This window comes from Rossellomorea aquimaris, assembly GCF_000935355.1.
GTDB lineage: Bacteria > Bacillota > Bacilli > Bacillales > Bacillaceae_B > Rossellomorea > Rossellomorea aquimaris_B.
Genome location: NZ_JXZC01000005.1, coordinates 141,920 through 161,892 on the forward strand (window position 1 = coordinate 141,920; position 19,973 = coordinate 161,892).

The 19,973-nt window shown below is 42.0% G+C and carries 18 protein-coding genes; 2 read left to right on the forward strand and 16 right to left on the reverse strand.

The window, feature by feature from the left end:
* Positions 1-295 precede the first annotated feature (295 nt).
* Positions 296-817 carry a glycerol-3-phosphate responsive antiterminator gene (locus tag TV75_RS13865; RefSeq protein ID WP_301280431.1) on the forward strand — a complete coding sequence of 174 codons (522 nt, stop codon included), beginning with the start codon at positions 296-298 and terminating at the stop codon, positions 815-817.
* 46 nt (positions 818-863) lie between these two features.
* Here the strand turns inward: TV75_RS13865 and TV75_RS13870 are convergent, their stop codons facing one another.
* Positions 864-1,397: an MgtC/SapB family protein gene (locus TV75_RS13870; protein WP_253275541.1), complete on the reverse strand. Its 534-nt coding sequence runs from the start codon at positions 1,395-1,397 to the stop codon at positions 864-866.
* A 382-nt stretch (positions 1,398-1,779) separates the two neighbouring features.
* Here TV75_RS13870 and TV75_RS21560 point away from each other — a divergent pair, with 382 nt between their 5' ends.
* Positions 1,780-4,764: a lamin tail domain-containing protein gene (locus TV75_RS21560; RefSeq protein WP_172655770.1), complete on the forward strand. Its 2,985-nt coding sequence runs from the start codon at positions 1,780-1,782 to the stop codon at positions 4,762-4,764.
* A gap of 193 nt (positions 4,765-4,957) precedes the next feature.
* On the opposite strand, the gene TV75_RS13880 is transcribed toward TV75_RS21560, so the two are convergent.
* The 15 genes from TV75_RS13880 to TV75_RS13950 all read right to left on the reverse strand — a co-directional run bounded on the left by TV75_RS13880 (position 4,958) and on the right by TV75_RS13950 (position 19,668).
* Entirely contained in the window at positions 4,958-5,398 is a 441-nt protein-coding gene (locus tag TV75_RS13880) for an SMI1/KNR4 family protein (RefSeq protein WP_044339386.1), read from the reverse strand.
* Between the two features lie 162 nt (positions 5,399-5,560).
* Positions 5,561-6,055, reverse strand: a complete 495-nt coding sequence (locus TV75_RS13885; RefSeq protein WP_044339387.1) for a hypothetical protein — start codon at positions 6,053-6,055, stop codon at positions 5,561-5,563.
* Positions 6,056-6,139: 84 nt separating this feature from the next.
* Entirely contained in the window at positions 6,140-7,081 is a 942-nt protein-coding gene (locus tag TV75_RS13890) for an alpha/beta fold hydrolase (RefSeq protein WP_082051283.1), read from the reverse strand.
* A gap of 90 nt (positions 7,082-7,171) precedes the next feature.
* A complete protein-coding gene (locus tag TV75_RS13895) occupies positions 7,172-7,495 on the reverse strand; it encodes a hypothetical protein (protein ID WP_253275542.1) in 324 nt (107 codons plus the stop codon).
* Positions 7,496-7,648: 153 nt separating this feature from the next.
* Positions 7,649-8,347: a DUF402 domain-containing protein gene (locus TV75_RS13900; RefSeq protein WP_253275543.1), complete on the reverse strand. Its 699-nt coding sequence runs from the start codon at positions 8,345-8,347 to the stop codon at positions 7,649-7,651.
* A 198-nt stretch (positions 8,348-8,545) separates the two neighbouring features.
* The gene (locus TV75_RS13905) at positions 8,546-9,319 is read right to left on the reverse strand and encodes a nucleotidyltransferase domain-containing protein (RefSeq protein ID WP_044339471.1); all 774 of its coding nucleotides are present in this window, start codon (positions 9,317-9,319) and stop codon (positions 8,546-8,548) included.
* Between the two features lie 157 nt (positions 9,320-9,476).
* On the reverse strand, positions 9,477-10,223 hold the full coding sequence (locus TV75_RS13910) for a class I SAM-dependent methyltransferase (RefSeq protein ID WP_044339389.1): 747 nt from the start codon (positions 10,221-10,223) through the stop codon (positions 9,477-9,479).
* 490 nt (positions 10,224-10,713) lie between these two features.
* Positions 10,714-11,985 (reverse strand): PucR family transcriptional regulator, encoded by a 1,272-nt coding sequence (locus tag TV75_RS13915; protein WP_044339390.1) that lies wholly within the window; start codon positions 11,983-11,985, stop codon positions 10,714-10,716.
* Positions 11,986-12,091: 106 nt separating this feature from the next.
* Positions 12,092-13,723, reverse strand: coding sequence for an L-glutamate gamma-semialdehyde dehydrogenase (gene pruA, locus TV75_RS13920; RefSeq protein WP_044339391.1), 1,632 nt, complete (start codon positions 13,721-13,723; stop codon positions 12,092-12,094).
* A gap of 39 nt (positions 13,724-13,762) precedes the next feature.
* Entirely contained in the window at positions 13,763-14,680 is a 918-nt protein-coding gene (locus tag TV75_RS13925; RefSeq protein ID WP_044339392.1) for a proline dehydrogenase family protein, read from the reverse strand.
* Between the two features lie 246 nt (positions 14,681-14,926).
* On the reverse strand, positions 14,927-15,712 hold the full coding sequence (locus TV75_RS13930) for an HAD-IIA family hydrolase (protein ID WP_044339393.1): 786 nt from the start codon (positions 15,710-15,712) through the stop codon (positions 14,927-14,929).
* A gap of 115 nt (positions 15,713-15,827) precedes the next feature.
* Positions 15,828-16,568: an MBL fold metallo-hydrolase gene (locus TV75_RS13935; RefSeq protein ID WP_044339394.1), complete on the reverse strand. Its 741-nt coding sequence runs from the start codon at positions 16,566-16,568 to the stop codon at positions 15,828-15,830.
* 11 nt (positions 16,569-16,579) lie between these two features.
* On the reverse strand, positions 16,580-17,389 hold the full coding sequence (locus tag TV75_RS13940; protein WP_044339395.1) for a carbohydrate ABC transporter permease: 810 nt from the start codon (positions 17,387-17,389) through the stop codon (positions 16,580-16,582).
* Between the two features lie 15 nt (positions 17,390-17,404).
* The gene (locus TV75_RS13945; protein WP_044339396.1) at positions 17,405-18,295 is read right to left on the reverse strand and encodes a carbohydrate ABC transporter permease; all 891 of its coding nucleotides are present in this window, start codon (positions 18,293-18,295) and stop codon (positions 17,405-17,407) included.
* A gap of 92 nt (positions 18,296-18,387) precedes the next feature.
* The gene (locus tag TV75_RS13950) at positions 18,388-19,668 is read right to left on the reverse strand and encodes an ABC transporter substrate-binding protein (RefSeq protein ID WP_044339472.1); all 1,281 of its coding nucleotides are present in this window, start codon (positions 19,666-19,668) and stop codon (positions 18,388-18,390) included.
* Between the last annotated feature and the right edge of the window lie 305 nt (positions 19,669-19,973).

Here is a 19,973-nt window from a genome sequence, read left to right on the forward strand (position 1 = left end):
AAAGCAGAGCTTAGGGAATTTACCGGGCTCTGCTTTTTACTGGTGAACATGATTCTTCCCCGCCTTCTATTCTTCCTCTTTTTCTTTCCGATTTACGGCATTTTGGGTGATCGTAGGTAGATACGATAAGCAAAGGTAGAGGAAGGACCTTCACTCTACCTTTGCTTATTCCTCTCAACCCCCATAAACAACTATGCTATACTAAAAGAAAAAACACTATTCAGATTATTAAAAGGGGGCCACGGTCATAAAACCAAACATTATCGACATCGTTCAATCCCAGGTCATCGCTTCCATCAAGGAAGAAAAGGACCTCGACAAAGCCATACAGTCAAACGCCAACATCGTTTTCATCCTAACCGGTAATTTGATTACAATGGACGGGTATCTGAAAAAACTGAAGGAAGCCGGTAAAACCACGTTTATACATATTGATTTCATCGATGGGCTGTCCAATACGAAGAGTGCCATTAAATACATAGCAGAAATCTGGAAGCCCGCTGGCATCATCACGACGAGGAGCAACCTGATCAAATATGCAAAGGAAGAAGGATTGATGACGATACAGCGGCTTTTTCTTATCGACCGCAATGCCCTTGACAAAGGAATTGATATCGCACAGAACTGCAAGCCGGATGCGATTGAAGTCCTTCCTGGTCTCATGCCGTCCATCATTGATAAACTGACGACCATGACTACGCTGCCCATCATCGCTGGTGGCCTGATCAGTAATAAGGAAGATATTCTGAATGGACTAAGAGCCGGTGCCCTCGCCATTTCTTCAGGTGATCCGAAGCTCTGGAATCTGGATTTTTAACCAAAAAAAAGAGCTCAACCCCTGTTAAGTTGAGCTCCACCTGTATTTATGTTCCTACTTTTTCTTCTTCCTCTTCTGTCTTACTTTTTTTCCGTGTCCATGGAAGAGGAAATGACGTGATTTCATGCTCTTCAAAGAAGTTTCCTATCTTCGTAATGATAAAGGTTACGAATGTCGCAAAGATGACAATGGAATAGAACCCCGCTCCGATACCAATCCCGATTCCCCCAACGTAGAAAATCATCGCAGCCGACGTCAGTCCTTTCACCCGCAATCCATCTTTCAGAATCACACCGGCTCCGAGGAAACCGAGCCCCGATACGATCTGCGCCGCCAGACGAAACGGATCCATCACTTTTCCGCTGTCCGGTTGACTGAGCATATTCGCCCCTTCGATCGAGACGATTGTGATCAATGTACAGGCCACCGATACATATGTATATGTTTTTAAACCAGCGGGTTTATTTTTCGATGTCCTGTCCCATCCGATGATGAACCCTAATACAGCACTGACCAGTATCCTGAAATAGATATCATGCTGCCAGAAAAATTCCGTTGCTTCATTCATGTAATGCGCCATGCCGCCATCCTCCTTAAATGAAAAAGAGATCGCGCCACAAAACGAATGCCTGATTTCCCCACTCCAAAGTGAAAAAACCATACAGTTCGCTTCATAGGTGATCTCTTCTCCTCTTCCTACCAAGCTTCATTCCTCTTAATATTCCTTTAATCATACATCAATCTTTCTCTCATTTCAATGATATATCTAAAAATTCTAAATTTTAAAGAATGTGCATTGCCACTCTCAATCTCCCATTGTATGATGGAGTTAGTAAGATTATATAGCGGGTAGAGATGAGGAGAACCCTGTGTCAATTCGTGTGTACGATGATCGTGCACTCCATTGCCATGGGGTTCTTTTCATTTATACATAAATACGATTTTAAAAGGAGGAAATGAAGTTGAAAAACAGATCTATCAGCCCTATAGTCGCCCTTCTTGCTTTAGGAATCGCAGGACTCTTATTGCTTCATGCTCACAGCGCGAGTGCGAATGAAACCACCCCGCCTCTTGTCATCACAGAAATCGTCACCAAATCCGCTGGCTCCGGACAGCCCTATGAGTACGTCGAAATCTATAATACGACCTCAGAAGCCATCAATCTACAAGATTATCAACTCCAATACTTCACGAGTAACTTCTCAAGCCCGGCCAACCGATGGCCCACCGAAGACAAAACCATCCAGCCGAAAGAATCCCTGGTCCTCTGGTTAAAGAAATTCGCTTATCCTGATGTACCGCTGTGGGACTTCAACTCCAACTATGACATGTACCTCACTCCCGATGACGTATACGAAATCAAACTGACGACTTCCGGTCAGGGACTGCATGACAGCAGCCTTCGCCAGGTAGGGATTGCGGATGCGGAGGACAATATTCTCAGTACTGCGCTCATCAATGATAGGGTAGTCGATGGCATCACAAACCGAAGTATCATTTACAAGGCAACTAGCTCAGCAGCAATGCAGAAGCTCCGAAACGATGAAGAACCGACTCCTGGCACCCTGCTGGCTGAACAAGTGATAGGTCCTGCGACACCAACCAACCTGACTGCAACTCCCGCCAACCAATCGGTCACCCTTGAGTGGGAAGCTTCAGAAGGTGCAGTCTCCTATACGATCTACCACTCGGATGGAACGACTACTTCAACGGACACGACCACTTCAACCATCGATGGATTGGAAAATGGGCAGGTATACACATACCGGGTGACGGCTGTGGACTCGGAAGGTAACGAATCCCCGGCAACAAAAGAAGTCCGGGCTGTCCCACAGGAGGTCGTGGACAGTGAAGCCCCTGCCACCCCAACCGGACTGAAAGGAACTCCAGGCAGTGATCATGTCAAGTTATTGTGGACCACCAATACAGAAAGTGATCTTGCAGGATACCGCGTCTACATTAACGGAACACTTTACGGTACAGTCGCCCCTGACAAGAAGAGTTTGATTATCTCCCCTCTGGAATTGAACAGGGAGTACTCTTTCGAGGTAACGGCACTCGATCAAGTCGGAAACGAATCGGAAGCTACAGCACCACTCGTCACAGGTCCGACAGAAAACGTACCGACACCCAACCTGCTGATCACCGAATTGATTCCGAACACCGATAACTACGCAGGTTATGATGCCTTCGAATACCTTGAGCTATATAACAACAGCCCGGACCCGATCGATCTGAAGGGGTATCGATTCGCTTCCTATAACTGGGATGAAGAAATCCGGGACACTCACATCTTGAAGCCTTGGGATACAGTGGTGATTTGGACTAGAAATACAGCCATCAACCCTATTTCCCTCAAAGCTTTCAATTATAACTATTTCTATTCGTACAAAAGCAAATATCTTCAAGAAGAGGATACGATCGTCCTCGGGGATATCGCCGGCCTGGTCAACGGTGGCAATACCCTGACCGTTTATGACCCTGATGGACTCGAAGTCGTCAGAGCAGAATATACCAGAGAGGACGTTTCTCTAAAACAAACCGTCACTTATACCTATCCAAAAGATAATACCCGGACAATGGAAAAATTGGCAGCTGGCCAATATCCGACTCCGGGATGGGTTGTTGAAGATCAAGCACCGGATCGTCCCGTGTCAGATGAAGAACCACCGCAATCACCGACCAACCTTGAGGCAGCTCCGGGCAACGGGGAAGCCGTTTTAACCTGGGAAGCTTCACCTGAATCCGATCTATACCGTTATCACATTTACAAAGATGGCGAACTTGAATACTCCGTAGATCCATCCAAGACGGAATTTACACTCTATACATTGGTTGGTAATCAAACATACTCGTTACAAGTAAGTGCAGAGGATACATCAGGGAATGTATCGGAGAAATCAGATTCTGTATCCGTCACACCGGAACACCAGATCATCACGCAGCTGGAACGGTGGGAACATGAAAAAGATCCCGCCTACCAAGGTTTATGGGATATCAGTTCCGACGGACCGGTGATCGCAGGACTATCCCAGGGACTCGTTCCTCAAGGATTGACCTATTATAAGAAAAAAGACTGGCTGCTTACCGTAAGCTACGTCGATGATGGGATTCGGCCGGGTACCATTACCGTAACAGATCGTACAACTGGAGAATTGGTGAAATCCGTTGTTCTTTACAATACGGACGGCACACCGTATACCGGTCATGCAGGCGGAGTCACCGTCAGTCGTGATCACGGCTGGGTAGCATCCGAAAATCACTTGTTCAGCTTCAATTTAAGCGACCTGGAACAAGCAGAAAATAACGGAGAAATCCAGTTCACTAAACAAACTCCATTACCGGTCGAAGCAGCTTACACCGTATATGATGAAGGCATCCTCTGGGTCGGGGAATTCTATGAGGCAAACGCCTACCCGACCGATCCCTCTCATCATATCGAGAACCGGGAAGGGGAAATGCATTACGCCTGGATGATCGGATTTGATTTGGAACGGAACAACGACATGCTTAGTGAAGAGCATTGGAATGGCTCGCCTGACCACAATGCCGTGCCGGATTACGTTCTCTCTACAACAGGAAAAGTCCAGGGAGCGATCATGCAGAAGGCGGCAAGGAACGGCGTCACTCTCAGCACCTCCTACGGAAGAGCCAACGACAGCGTTCTATACCGATATGAATACCCGTTAAAAGAAGACCCTCATGCCCATGTAACCATTGATGGAAAGCAAGTACCTCTCTGGTTCCTTGATGGCCACACGGCAAAACCGCGTCAGAGCATAGAAGCCATTCCGATGCCTGAGGGAATCGTGGAAGTACAAAAAGAGCTCTATGTCGTTTTTGAATCTGGGGCAGATAAATATCGTTATACGACCACCTATCCGATGGACCGGATGCTTAAGATCGATATGAAGAAATTGATGAAGGATGATAAGGGGATTGAATAGCACGTAAAAGGAAGTGGCGATCAATTTCAGGGGGTCCGTTTAGGAAATAAAAACAAATTGTCATCCAATTTCACAGCAGAAATAGCAGTTAAATAACAATGTATTTAGCAGTTAAACCTCCAGAACTAAGAGTCTGGGGGTTTATTTTAATATCTTCTTATTCCGTTAGCGCTACCGTTAGTTGAATACGAATTTATTCATCCTCAAAATCATCCTCATTCTCTTCTTTTGATATTGAAATTATAAATTCTTTCAAATCAGGAGCATATTCTTCAAGTTCTCCATCTTCGTGATACCAAAGATAAATTATATCCCCCATTATTCCGTCTTTTACTTTTAGACATAATCTATCTCCCGAACCGTCATCACCTATTGCAATTAAATCTTCCAACATATAATCTTCTCTGACTTCAGCATTTTGTCTAACAATATCATCACAGGTCTTTTTAGGATTTCTATTGTCTTTGATAGGATAAAGTATCCATTCACCTATTTCTGCATTATTAACCAACTTGAAAAGTTCTTTATATTGTTCTGGAAAAACTGCACCTAACTTATCTTCTGCTGCTTTTATATCGGATTCAGCTACCCCTAATTTCCTTGTATGAATTAGTTCTCTAACATCTTCTTTCATTTAAAAAACACCTACCCTATTAGTTTATAGAGAAAATCCAACTTTATTTTACGTTATCTTCTTCCATTAAACTGCCCTATAACTGAACATAGAAAAAAAGCTAAAGTTCAGCTACCCAATCGATCTTCAGCTATAGCCCTCTTTAAAGGAACAACTCAAAATCTAATCCATTTCCATAAAATCGATAAAGGGTCTTTCATCTTCCTTGTCCTTTGACCGATAAAATTTTAGAACTGCTTTCTCATACTCGTTCTCAGCATTAAAGTTTTCTTGATAATTCTCCCCAATATAAATTGCACGGTATTTATTGTCTTCTCCATCTAAAACATCCATAACTCCTGAAGAAAAGTGGTCATTTAACCCAGAAAAACTATCTGCAACAGACAACCTAGCTGCTTCTTCACCCACCTCTGCTATCTTTACCTCACTGTATCGCATTTTTTTATTGTCCATTTCTTCTCTCGTTAAAAGTATTCTTTCTGGAACAGCTTCTTCCTGTGACACTTCTAGCTTCTCATAAACAATTGAGTCCCTAGAGTCAGGAGAACATCCTACAAGTAACAAAACAACCATAATTAAATACATACAGTTTTTGATTTTTATGCCCCCTTTATGAATTAGACGAAAGCCAAATTTATTAAGTTTTCGATATTCCATTAAACTGCTCCTTTAATGGAGTATCGATATTACTGATGACCTGCTCACGATCTTCAGCTATTGCCCTTTTATATTGAATGTTAGTTATTTAGCTTCTAAGAAGTTTTGTATTACCTCTACAAACTTCCCTGTTTCCTCTAAGTCAGGAAAGTGTGCACTTTTATCAAATAATACTAGGCTGCTATTTCTAAGTTTCTTATGTATGATTTTAGAAATAGGTATACCTGTATTTCTATCAAATACTCCTGTAATTATTATCGTTTGATTTTTTAATTCCTCTAAGCGAAATAATAAAGGAACTTCTAACGGATTGTTTGTGAGGGCGTTCATCATTAAGCCTGTATTCATCATATTACTTTCTTCCCATAACTCTCTGTTTCTTCCTGCCACTTTTTTATTCTCAAATAATAATGAATCGACAGTTTCAGGATCAACTAGCTCCCAAACATTGTTATAGATATCTCCTAAAACCATTCCTTCTTGATGAAGCATAGAAATTTCTTTATATAAAGAGGGGGGTGCTATGGACATAAAACCTGTTATTTGAATCATTTTTTGAATATCAGTATTCATTAAACTAGGAGCTGACAGAATAATTTGGTTTATTTCTTCAGGGAGTGCACTTGAAATTTCAAGGGCTAACTCTCCGCCAAAAGAATATCCAAGAAGATCTACCTTTTCTGCCCCTAACCATCTCTTTAATTCTTTAAAATCACTAATAAGATGATTAATTGTATAATCTTCATCCGATTCTGGCTTTTTGGACCTACCACATCCACGCTGTTCATAATAAATTATTGTCCTTGTTTGCGATAACAAAGGTCCTGCAGTTCTTTCAAAAACATAGTGATTACCGCCTGGTCCCCCGTGAATAATAATCAATGGTATTGTTCTATTTTCAATGCCCTCAACTTTTACCCAATGATCAATTCCATTTAAATTAACGGTGAACTCCCCATTCAAAAAATTCATAAATACTTTGCTCCTTATTAAAAATTGGAGATTGTAGCCTGCTAATGACTTCATTAAACTGCTCCTATAGTCCAATAAATAACTTCAACAAAAAGAAGCGTTAATCCTTCTTAGATCAACGCCCCCTATAATTGAAGATCGCTATTAGTGTGATATTGGCTTAGTCGCAAGGTAGATAGCCATAAATATGCTAAGAGACCCTAATACAAAAAGAATTGTAAGAACTACCCTTCTACCTATTTCTCCAATGAAGTAGACATTGACTAAAGTATAATAGGTTATAGCACTCCCACCAATAAATAGTAAAAATTCTTTGGTGTAATCCGATGAAGGGAGTGGATTTGTTAGATTAGTTAATGCTAATCCAGCAAAAATGAATATTCCTATTATGTTTAGTAATTTCCTCATACTCACTTCTTGTTTGGTCACCACTCGAACGTTTTGAGATGTTTGGACATTAGTATCCAAATTGACACCCCCTTGTGTAATACTTTAATAACTATACGGATTTTTCTGATAAAAGTTTCAATCCTATATGTTGCTTCTTCAATAAACCTGCCCAATAATTGAACATTGCAGGGCGACTGCTTGTTCGCAGAAGCACTCGTTAGTTCATCAACATCATACAAGTTCTTTTTCCAGAATTCTTTTATGTGCATTTGATAGTTTCGTTAAAACAAATTCATTGGTGTTTATTTGTTTCGTAATTTTTCTCACTTCACCCCAAGCCAAATCATATTCATTCTTCGAAATCAAACCTCTTGTTAAAGCATCTTCTAGTTCATCTTCGTCCAGTATAATGACCTCCCCAGAAGGTAGAACCACAACATCTAAGTACAGGTCATCCATCCAAGGAACACCATTTTCTACTCCATTTTCAAGGCATATATCAATATACCATTGTACGACGTTCCCATCGGCATCAAACATTGTTGTTACTGAATGATTTTTCTCCAAAGGAAACTGTTGAAGCCACATATAACCATTATCAACAATACATATTTCTTTATCTTCATAATGAGTTATTAATGGTTCTTTAACTTTAATTGTGTTTAATAAAGTGATAAATCCGTTGAATTCATTATTATTTAGATAGGTTTGTGCGTATTTCCTCTTATCAATTCGCTTCCAATTAGCACGGTCGCCATACTTCCTTTTCAGCATTAAATATCCCCATTCATAAAATGGCATAGTAATTTCTTTTTCAACTATTCTGCCCTTAAATCCAATAACTTCAACAAAAAAAGCGTTAATCCTTCTTAGATCCACGCCCCCGTTACTTGAATAACGCTTTGTAATAATATAGTTAATAATCAGCATCCCAAACCTTGTCCTTTTTCATATACTTTATCAACGGATAGAAAATTATTGGATATCAAAATTAATGTTTGTACCAGTTTTTTATTCTCTAATATATGTTCATCATGATAATTGTTATGTTTATTCAAACCCAATAAAAATCCAGCTACAAATGCAACGATAATTATCTGCCAATAAGCGAGATTGCACGAGAAAAACTTATATTTCTGAAGGAGTAGTTCTGGAAGCAGCCAATGCAGTTAAAGCCTTCTCAATATAACTATATACTTCTTCTGCAATCCCCAGAAATTCTTCAACATCTACATTACTATCCAAGTAACACGCATACAGATAGTCAACTAAAGCTGAATCAATATTGCAATAATCTGATATGGCACTCTTCATCTTAGTAATGTCATCTTGCCAAACCCCTGTATCTTCTAAAACCAAAGAGTATAATGCACGAATTAATCTCTTTGAGTAACCTTTGGTATATCTAGATTTCAGTGTGTCATCATTGGCATTAGATAGAAAACCGCGAACGCGATTCACTGCCTCTTGAGTGTCTGAATTCAAGTCTAATATGAACTCAGGTGATATAAGAATAGGCGGTACTTCTTCGCCAATATCAGTACCATGTATACAAACACAGATTATCTTGATCCAAAATCCCCATTCATTGGGCTTACTTCTTACATCATCCAGTGAACAAATAACCGTATCAACCTTAGTTACTAATCGATATTTTTGTAAAATCTGGTCCTTCAGACATGATACTCTATCATAATCTATATCTTCTGGTCTTTCGCATACTATTGTAAAATCTGCATCGGACTTAAATGGCTTAGCAGTACCTTTAGGAATTGAGCCACACATATAAATACTGTGAATCTTCCCATTGAACTCTGAAAGCAAGCTAGCTGTATACTCCTCTACAAAAGTCTTGTACTCACTCTGAATATTGGTCTTCTTTATAACCTTCTCCAAAACCATATATGGTCTCCTTTTATCTTCTAAAATCATTTTATCTCCCCCTGTTTAAAAGCCTATCATTTTAAAAGTTTTTCTCTTATTGCTTTTTCCACTATCCCTATAGTCGAAGAAAAGGAAACGAAATATGAAGAATCTCACTTCTAAAAATTATTTCAAACTACAACTTTGTACTTTTGATAATAACAGCTGTAGGCAGCGCTTTTGCCTTCTCATAAGAATACCATCTGTTTGTGTGTCTTTGGATATCTTCATCGGACAAACAAACATCCTCAACAACTCTTTCAACTTTAAATCCATTGTTGATCAATGTATTGATATATGTACTTATTCTATATTGTTGCATGATTGCAGGATGACCCCAAGCTTCATGATGATAGGAACCTTCCTCATGATAGGATTTATTAAAAGTTAGGGTACCATTTGTATTAGATACTCGGTTATAAATTGGATGTTCCCAACTAAAGATAAATATCCCACCTCGCTTTAGATATTTATTAACATTTGCTAATGTTTTATCTAGATTAGTTGTCCATCCAAGTGCGTATATAGAAAAAACAATGTCAAAATAATTAGTTGGTAAACCAGGATTATCCTCCATAGGAGATTCAAATAACTTTAACGGTGAATTGCAATTTTTTAATAATGTTTTTGCTGCATCAATCTGTTTACTCGACAGATCCAACCCCCATAATTCACCAGCATTCTTTTGGTCCATATATTGTAGAGAATGCCCACTACCACAACCAATTTCTAATACCTTTAGATTTGTAACATTTCCAAATAAATTTAACTCTTCCTCACTAGGTGCCAGTGGCCCATATTCGGGAAGGGGATTTCGACCAAAAAAACGATGTGCTACTTCATCCCAACTTTGCTTATTTATAGTAAGAGACTTGACATCCATTCCCTTAAACCTCCTTAATAATCATAAGAACATACATTCTACATAAGTCGTCATTTTCCTGCAAAAGCTAATTTTTTTATTAACGTTTCTTCAATTAAATGGCCCTTTAACGGCATAACAACCTGCAAACCGGGGAGGTTACTTATTCTACTTTTTGGCTTTCAGGGGGAATTGTAGAAATGAAAAAGTAGAGACGGAACCGTCCCCTCTCTACAAATGAAAAAAAGAAAAAAGCGATTGCTATATAGCAACCGCTTGAATTAATAACACTCTGTACCTTTATCATGAATTAAAACATTTCATCATAATATTTCTTTGGATCCGAAATACTTTATTGTATGAAACGGTTCCTGTTACTTGTTTCTTTGTTAGATCGACCTTTGTAAAATTGTGCTTCACACCTGTTGGTTTAAATATGGTATATCCTACATTTACATTATTCTTCACTGTAAATACCCCATTGGAATAAATTCTTCACAGGCTAAGATGGTCAAATCCCCTTCAAAGCATCCTTGTATCGCTGATAATAAGCTTCCACATTATTTAACAACAACAACTCCGTATACAAATAAACCTTCATATTAAAATCATTAAAATCAATCGTAGTCAGTTCCTGTATCTTTTTAATCCGGTAATTCAACGTGTTCGGATGGATAAACAATTCATTCGCGGTTTGTTTACCCTTCCCATCATTCGCCAAGTACACCTCAAGTGTCTTAAGAAGGTCTGTCTGTTTCTTCACATCATTCTTAATCAATACCAGCAAATCATCACTGTAATAGTCCTTTGATGTGTTTTTCTCATAAAGCGTTGGCAGGTACCGATAAATGCCCAATTGAGCGAATTCCCGGGGCATCGATTCAGGTCGCGGACTGATGAAGTTAGCCGTTTCAATGACTTCTGACGCTTCCAAAAAGCTCTTTCTCATTTGATATAACGTTGTGTATTCCTTACCGATTCCGATCAGGAAGTTGTAGAATTCTTCCTCGCCTGTTTGCTCTTTCACCTTTTCAACTAGATCTCTGGCTAATTCCAGGGAAGAAGACGGTGTGTCTGCTTTGCCGTAGAGAACGAGGATCACTTGGTATTCCGTTCGTAAGGTGTAAATATTTGTATGGAAGCTGGATTCCTGGACCAGCTTTTCAAGTTGGTCGAGCATAGGCTTATATTGCGACGATGCAATCGAATAAACTGCTACCGTGAACCGTTCCGGCAGTGTCAGCTTGACAAGGGATGCATCATGACGGAGTTGGCTTTCGCTTCCGTACTCGTGCTGCAGGAGATGCCATAGTACTTCTTCTTTTCTGTCCTTTTTGATATTGACCTTTGCGTACATATCATTGATCAGGTTTCCCAGGTGAGGGGAGATTTCTTCAAGGAAAGCGAGCTCTTCATTTTCGAGGAGACGGCTGGATTCCTGGACCCAGATATATCCCATCGTGTTCCCCAGGTACTTTGCCGCGATGACGACACGCTGGTGGAATCCTAACTCTTCCATCGCTTGAACCCGGATCGGATCGGAATGTTTTTCAAGCTGGTGTACGATTCCCTCTTTTTTCAGTCGATCGATGATGAAGACCGGACATTTTTTCGTGAGGATCGTCTTTTGCTGTGTTTGATCGAATTTATTAGAAGAGGAACTGTATGAAATCAGTTCGAAATTTTTGTTTTCTATGATGACGGGATTGCCTAATTTTGAGCTGATCAATTCCGTCGCTTTATGAATATCTTCGGTTTGGAGGATTACATCAATTGCTTCCATAGGAATCTTACCTTTCCACGAGTGTTTATGATTCCTATTATAGCGTTAAATCCCCGAATAAAAAAAGAAAAGCTCCCCCTGATCGGGAGAGCTTATCGTGTTCGATTTATTCTTCATCCATAAACGGATAGACAATATCTGTTGTTGGAGCAAAGTTTTCTTTGATGATACGAGGGCTGGTCCAACGAATCATGTTGAAAATAGAGCCTGCTTTATCGTTTGTACCGGAACCGCGTGAACCACCGAATGGTTGTTGGTTGATCACGGCACCAGTTGGTTTATCATTGATGTAGAAGTTACCAGCTGCACCGGAAAGACGTCGTTCCAAGTGCATGATCGCTTCACGATCTTGCGCAAAGATTGCGCCCGTTAATGCATACATAGAAGCTGTATCCACTGAAGTCAGTGTTTCTTCTAATTGTTCATTTTCGTATACATAAATCGTTAATACCGGTCCGAAAATTTCTTCGGTCATCGTTTTGAAGTTTGGATTCGTTGTTACGATGACAGTCGGTTGAACGAAGTATCCAACTGAATCATCATACGTACCACCGGCAATGATTTCAGCTTCTTCAGAATCAGCCGCATAGTCGATGTAGCTTGTGATAGAATCAAAGGCAGCTTTGTCAATGACCGCACCCATGAAGTTTCTAAAGTCTCTTACATCCCCTACTTTAAGCTTCGCTGTTTCTTCAACGACACCATTTTTCACTTCTTCCCACATGCTTGCAGGGATGTAAGCACGAGAAGCTGCTGAACATTTTTGACCTTGGTATTCGAATGCACCACGAACAAGTGCAGCGACAACTTTGTCTGCTTGAGCTGTTTCGTGAGCAAAGACAAAGTCTTTACCGCCTGTTTCCCCAACTAAACGAGGATACGATTTGTAGTTTGTGATGTTTTCGCCGACTGTCTTCCAAATCGTCTGGAACACGCTTGTTGATCCAGTGAAGTGGAAACCAGACATGCGTGGGTCTGTTAACACCACATCTGATACTTGTGAACCACGTGATGGGACAAAGTTGATAACGCCTTTAGGCAGTCCAGCTTCTTCCAAGATTCGCATGAAGTAGTAGTTTGATAGTACAGCCGTTGTTGCCGGTTTCCACACAACCACATTCCCCATGATGGCAGGAGCTGAAGGCAGGTTTCCACCGATTGCTGTGAAGTTAAATGGAGAGATCGCTAATACGAAACCATCTAACGCACGGTATTCTAAACGATTCCAGATGTTTTTCATGCTATCTGGCTGCATTTGATAGATTTGGTTTGCATAATCAACGCCAAAGCGTAAGAAATCCGCTAATTCTTGTGCAGCATCAATTTCAGTTTGATACGCTGTTTTGGATTGACCTAACATCGTAGCTGCATTGATGACATCGCGGTATGGACCGGAGATTAAATCAGCCGCTTTCAAGAAGATGGATGCTCTGTGCTGCCATGGCATATTGGACCAAGAATCCTTCGCAGCCATTGCCGCTTCCACTGCATCGCGAAGCTCTTTCTCACCTGCTTGTGAATAGGTAGCCAATACATGTTTGTGATCATGTGGCATTACCACTTGCTTCACTGTATCTGTCTTGATTTTCTCGCCATTGATGATGACAGGGATCTCAACCTCGATACCAGCTTGGCGTTCTAATTCAGCTTTTAACGTTTCTCTTTCTTTCGTACCTGGGGCATATGTATTACCAGGCTCATTTGTAGGTTTTGGGATGTTGTAAATTCCGTTACTCATTCTCTTCACATTCCTTTCTGATTTCATTCTGTCTGGATGTTACTTGCTGAAGATTCCTTTTAATGCAAATGCGATGTTTGCCGGCCGTTCCGCCAGACGTCGCATGAAATACCCGAACCAATCCTCGCCATATGGCAGGTAGATGCGGACGGTGTATCCTTTTTCTAACAATTCGGATTGCAATTGGTTCCGCATTCCGTAAAGCATTTGGAACTCGAAGCGGTCATTCGGAATATTGTGCTTTTTCACTAATCCGATGGTGTAATCAATGATCGCTTCATCATGGCTTGCGATCGCAGTATAATGGCCGTTCAAGAGCTGCTTCTTGATGAGATGTTTCAGATTCTCATCCACCTTTTTCTTCTCCTGGAACGCCACTTTACCCGATTCATTATATGCACCCTTCACAAGCCTCAAATAAGGGGAGAACTGATTGAGTTCATCCACATCCTTCTCTGAAACATAGAGATAGGATTGAATCACCGTCCCCACATTGTCGTACTTTTGACGGAGCTTCTTGTAAACGTCAAGGATGGCATGGCACCTCGAGGAATCCTCCATATCGAGGGTGACCGTGATTCCGCTTTCTTTCGCCTTCTCGAGAATCAACTCCATGTTTTCCAAGACAAGATCTTGACTAATATCCAATCCCAGGGAAGTCAGTTTCACAGAAATTTCAGTGTCCAGCCCGTGATACGCAATAGCACTGATACTCTGGATGCATCCTTGGACATTCTCCCGCACCACCTCTGTGGAATCGACGAACTCACCAAGATGATCGACCGTAACCTGGAACCCCTCTTCGTTCAATTGCGTAATCAATGGAATCGCTTGTGCAAAGGTTTCTCCCCCTACAAGCTTATTAGCCCCAAATCTTGACCCCCACCGTTTGGCCATCTTATCCAACGCCTTATTGTGAGAAAGAAACAAGAAAAAACGCTTACTGATTGCTTCCATGATTACAACACCTCCTTATAGTGACTGTTACCTCAAGTGTGAGGTGATTAAACGAAGAAATGTAAATCTTAAGAAAATTATAGCTGGAATAGTGGCTCCGAAACAACGTGCTCGAGCCACAAATATTTGTGGGTTGATTTATGGTGGAAACACAAAAGGGGGTGTTGATTACATAAAAAAACAACGAGTTTGACGTTCAAGCTCGTTGTTTTGCTTGGGTGCCCGGCATAACAGCTTCTCTTTTTCTTATATCTTTTTATCCGATAACAACCCCTTAACTGAAGGCAACACATAATCCGGCGTCCAAACCGTTCCCCTCAAATCCTCCTCGGTCGTGACCCCGCTGAGCACAAGTGCTGTTTTCATCCCGGCTTCGATGCCCATCCGGATATCCGTCTCAAGGCGGTCGCCGATCATCACGCACTCTTCCGGCTTAAGTTCTAATATTTTTAGAGCTGCCTGGATGGTCAGCTTAGAAGGCTTTCCAATCTGGACATCAATCTTTCTCCCCACAACGGCTTCCACTGCACCAATCATCCCGGCACAATCCGGAACATCGCCAACCTCCACTGGACAGGTTCTGTCAGGATTGGTCGCGATCATCTTCGCACCGAGCTTGATCGCCTGATAGGCAAAATTCAAATGATCGTAATGAAAATCCCGGTCCCACGAGAGCACGACGACATCCACCTCGGATGGAGCCATTCCTTCCTTGAATCCGGCAAGCGTCAATTCATCCTTGATCGGCTGCTCACCAATCACGTACAATGTGGCATCTGGATGATGTTCAGATAAATAGTCGATCAACGTAAGCGTCGGATTCAAAATGTTCTCAAGGGTAGCTTTGATATTGAAGCCGTTCAACTTCTCCACATAACGCCGTCGGGATTCAATCGTCTTATTTGTGAGGAACAGCACCTTCTTCCCTTCATCAAGAAGAGAATTGATGATGGTGTCTGCTTCTTCTATTAATTGCGTGCCAAGATATACGGTGCCATCCAAGTCAAAAATATATCCTTTGAGATTTTTCATCTGTACCCCCTCTTTCAAATAAAAAATCCCTTGCGCATGACGATTTCTCCAATTGAACAATTGGATTTCGCCATACCCAAGGAATCTCCTGATCTTTATCCTTGTATCTATTCATTTATACCCGTTGTGTCATCAGATCTTCGCCAATGATGACCTTTGAAGTGCCTAACTTTGCCACCTCTTCTTCATACGGTTCTTGGTCGGATAAGTGGACGAGAACGATTTTCCCGATCTTATCCATATCATATTTCTCTGCAACTTCAACGAGACTGCTGTGGTTGCCTGCCACATTACGGGCAGAAGTCGCTTCATGGATTAACATATCTATATGGTCATACCGTCGGATTCGTGCGTTGATCTCCGTATCGCTCGAATACACGACGACGCGGCCGGCATATCGCACTTCAAGCCCCACAGTAGGAACAGAATGAAGGGCCTTAAAGCACGAAAACGTCATCCCGCCGCCAGCAAGAAGTTCACTTTCACGATCACCGTCAAAGGTTTCAACCTTAATGGTAAAAGCAATCGGCCACTGATCTGCTTCCATCGTTGACAGCCATTCCTGAAGTTTTTTCTCATTCCGATCATCACAAAGAATCCTTAAAGGCTTTTTCCTATTTTCAAGCCACATCCCCCACAGCAAGGACGGCAATCCATAAATATGGTCAATATGAAAATGGGTGAACACCACTGCATCGAGCTCCCCTAAATCCACCTCCAGCTGCTTCAGCTTCCTGCAAGGATTGCCGCTGACATCGACCAGCACAGAATAGTCATCATTGGAGAAACAGATCGATGTATTGTCGCGTTCGGAACCAGGGTAGGCACTCCCCGTTCCTAAGAAATGAATGTGCATCAGATCACCCCCTATTTAATTCCTGAGTGCATAAAGCTTGATACGAATTGTTTCTGAAAAAGGAAGAAGGCGAGCACTAAAGGCATGATGACCATTACCGTACCGGCAGCGACCATTCCCCATTGTGCCCCCGTTTCATATGATTGAGCAAATAATGCCAGTCCGACAGTCAATGGGCGGGACTCGACGGAATCCGTGATGATCAACGGCCACATGAAGTTGCTCCAATGATGGCTGACGGATACCAGGGCGAATGCTATATAGGTCGGTTTCGCCGATGGGATGTAAACATGCCACAGTGTTTGATACCATTTACACCCGTCCATTCTTGCCGCTTCATCAAGATCGAACGGGACCTGTTTGAACGTCTGGCGCATGAGGAATACCCCGAATGCAGAAGCCCAATATGGCATCATGACGGCGAGTTTTGTATTGACAAGCCCAAGCTGGCTGATCACCTGATAGTTCGGGAACAACAGGATTTCAGGCTGAATCATCAGCTGCAGTAGGAACAGGATGAACAGTACATTCTTCCCTTTGAAATTCACTCGTGCAAACGCATATGCCGCAAGCGTAACGGTGACTAACTGGACAATCAATACCCCAAAAACGATGACGAATGTATTGAAGTAATACTGCAAAAAGGGTGCAGTCTTCCACGCGTTGACATAGTTTTCAACCGTTGGATTCGAGACCAAGAACGGAAAACCTCCATTGATCACTTGATTCCCGGGAGAGAAAGAGGTGATGATGACCCAAAGAAGGGGGATGAATGAAAGGATCCCTAAAAAAATGATGATGCCATAGTTTAATTTTTTCATCGAATCTTCCCCTCCTTAATAATGGATTTTCCGATCTAGATACAAATAATTGAATGCTGTGATACCGAGCATGATGACGATTAAAATCACGGTGAGCACCGCTGCTTTACCTAGATCCCAATTCGTGAATGCCGCTTCATAGATATGGTAGAGTAATAGATTGCTGGCGTTATCCGGTCCACCCTTGGTCATTATGTACAGGTGGTCGACGTTTTTGAATGAATTCGTAATCGCCACAATCATGACGAACAGCGTCGTCGGCATCAGCAGTGGGAAGGTGATATGACGGAACATCTGGAACGGTTTCGCCCCTTCCATCTCAGCCGCTTCGTACACGTCCCTCGGTAGATTCTGCAAACCTGCCAGATAAAAAATCATGAAGAATCCAGCATCTTTCCATATGATCATGACAATCATCGCGATCATGACGGTACCCGGATCCCCCAGCCAGTTCGTGTCCCCCCTGCCGAACATGTGCAGAAAGTTATCGAGCAGTCCATATTGAGGGGTGTAGATGAAAAGCCAAATATTTGCCACCGCAATCAACGGAACAATCGTCGGGTAGAAAAATGACGTACGAAGCAAAGAGCTTCCGGCCATTTTTTTATTTAGCCAGATGGCAAGATACATCGCCAGGAACAAACTTGTCGGTACTGTACCGATCATGAAGAGGATATTATTCAGAATGACCTTCCGGAATATCTCATCCTCCAAAACTCCTTTATATTGTTCAAGTCCCGAAAATTGCAGCCTGGTCATCGGGCCACTGTAGAAGCTTAACTGGATCGATTTGAGCGTCGGGTAAAACGTAAATAAACTCAAAAATATGAAAGAAGGAAACAGCAGCCCGTAGGCAAACAGATTATTTCTTGCCCCGGTACTGAGTTTTCTTTGCTTCGTCGTCATTGATCGTCCCCACCTTTCTTGTGAAGCAGGAGCTCAAGTAAACACAAAGCCCACCTGAGCCTCACTCCATTCACTCTTCGGTCACTATCTTATTACTGAAAAGGCTCCAATACTTTTTCCGCTTTCTTCTGTGCATTGTCCAACCCTTCGTCAACCGGGCTTTGTCCCGTCAGGATCGATTGAATATGATCATTGAAGATTTTCTGCACCTCACCATTTTGATAGGTTGCGAGTTCACTTTCTGCGTACTCGAGCTGCTCGCGGGCAACCAGTGCAGGAGGGAATTCCTCTACATACTTCTTCAACAAGTCGGTCTCATAAGCTGATTCGGTTGTGGCTACATAACCTGTATCGATCGACCACTGGGCAACACGCTCAGGCTCCGTAAGAAATTTCATGAATTTGATGGCCGCTTCCTTATTCTCTTTTGGAAGATCTTTGAACAAGTAGATGTTTCCTCCTCCAGTAGGGGAACCATACTCATTGTTCGCCGGCAGGAATGACACTCCGAAATCAAAGTCCGCATTGTTCTTCACGTTCGTCAGGTTACCGGTCGTATGGTACATCATCGCCGTTTTTCCACTCAGGAAGTCAGAAGGAACCGTCGCCCATTCAATGACACCCTCGGGCATGATTTTATGTTCCTTTCCAAGGGATAACCAAAAATCCATCGCTTCTTTCGAGTATGGTGCATTGAAGTGTACTTCCTTTCCATCTTGAGACATGATGTTGTCTCCGGTCTGAAGCGCTAAAGCCTGGAACATCCAGTACTGGTAGCCGGTGCTCGGAATTTCGAGTCCCCACTGATCCTTGCCTCCATTTTTCGTCAGCTTCTTCCCGTATTCCACCAGCTGATCCCAGTTTTCAGGCGGCGCTTCCGGATCCAGTCCGGCTTCCTTGAAGGCGTCCTTGTTATAGTAAAGGACGATGGTACTGCGCTGGAATGGCAGGCTGTACACCTTATCATCGATGGAAGAGTTCGCCATGAATCCATCATAGAAATCATTCAAATACTCTTTCTCGAACATCGGCGTCAATTCCTCAATCAAGTCGTTCTCAAGCAATGTGAACAGGTCAATTGAGAATAGTACAGCAAGCTCAGGTGAATTTCCTGCCTGTGCCGATGCCATGACCTGTGTCATCGTTTCAGCATAACTGCCACCATATTTCGCATTTACCTTGATGTCAGGATTCTCTTTCTCGAAATCAGCCACAAACCCATCAACGATCTTCGCTACATCCCCGCCAACCGCTACTGGAAACCAGAAATCGATTTCCGTCGTCTCACCCCCGGCGGTATCACTGCTGCCACATCCGGCAAGAACAACCATCAACACTAAAACGAATGATAAAACCTTGTTTTTCATGCCCATTCCTCCCCTTTTTTTCATAAAAAAACCCATGAACAATAAACTGCAGCACAAAAATGTGGCATGCATTTTATTGGTCACAGGGATTCTCCGCATCTCTACCCTTAGACTAAAACCTGTCTAATATATATGTCTGATTATTCACAATAATACAATATTAACTAAAAGTTGGCAATGGGATTTCATTTTTTTTACAAAACAATAATATGAATTCCTTACAAAAAAATACAGCTGGGATAGCTGTATTGAGAATGGACGTATCCTAACTTGAGCAAACAGTTTTACTTTTCAATATAAAAACCCAAGTA

Excerpts from the sequence above, each read along its gene's own strand:
- TV75_RS13870 (WP_253275541.1), bottom strand. The coding sequence starts at position 1,397 with ATGGCGCATTACATGAATGAAGCAACGGAATTTTTCTGGCAGCATGAT.
- TV75_RS13880 (WP_044339386.1), bottom strand. The coding sequence starts at position 5,398 with ATGAAAGAAGATGTTAGAGAACTAATTCATACAAGGAAATTAGGGGTA.
- TV75_RS13885 (WP_044339387.1), bottom strand. The coding sequence starts at position 6,055 with ATGGAATATCGAAAACTTAATAAATTTGGCTTTCGTCTAATTCATAAA.
- TV75_RS13890 (WP_082051283.1), bottom strand. The coding sequence starts at position 7,081 with ATGAAGTCATTAGCAGGCTACAATCTCCAATTTTTAATAAGGAGCAAA.
- TV75_RS13900 (WP_253275543.1), bottom strand. The coding sequence starts at position 8,347 with ATGCTGATTATTAACTATATTATTACAAAGCGTTATTCAAGTAACGGG.
- TV75_RS13905 (WP_044339471.1), bottom strand. The coding sequence starts at position 9,319 with ATGGTTTTGGAGAAGGTTATAAAGAAGACCAATATTCAGAGTGAGTAC.
- TV75_RS13910 (WP_044339389.1), bottom strand. The coding sequence starts at position 10,223 with ATGGATGTCAAGTCTCTTACTATAAATAAGCAAAGTTGGGATGAAGTA.
- TV75_RS13915 (WP_044339390.1), bottom strand. The coding sequence starts at position 11,985 with ATGGAAGCAATTGATGTAATCCTCCAAACCGAAGATATTCATAAAGCG.
- pruA (WP_044339391.1), bottom strand. The coding sequence starts at position 13,723 with ATGAGTAACGGAATTTACAACATCCCAAAACCTACAAATGAGCCTGGT.
- TV75_RS13925 (WP_044339392.1), bottom strand. The coding sequence starts at position 14,680 with ATGGAAGCAATCAGTAAGCGTTTTTTCTTGTTTCTTTCTCACAATAAG.
- TV75_RS13930 (WP_044339393.1), bottom strand. The coding sequence starts at position 15,712 with ATGAAAAATCTCAAAGGATATATTTTTGACTTGGATGGCACCGTATAT.
- TV75_RS13935 (WP_044339394.1), bottom strand. The coding sequence starts at position 16,568 with ATGCACATTCATTTCTTAGGAACGGGGAGTGCCTACCCTGGTTCCGAA.
- TV75_RS13940 (WP_044339395.1), bottom strand. The coding sequence starts at position 17,389 with ATGAAAAAATTAAACTATGGCATCATCATTTTTTTAGGGATCCTTTCA.
- TV75_RS13945 (WP_044339396.1), bottom strand. The coding sequence starts at position 18,295 with ATGACGACGAAGCAAAGAAAACTCAGTACCGGGGCAAGAAATAATCTG.
- TV75_RS13950 (WP_044339472.1), bottom strand. The coding sequence starts at position 19,668 with ATGGGCATGAAAAACAAGGTTTTATCATTCGTTTTAGTGTTGATGGTT.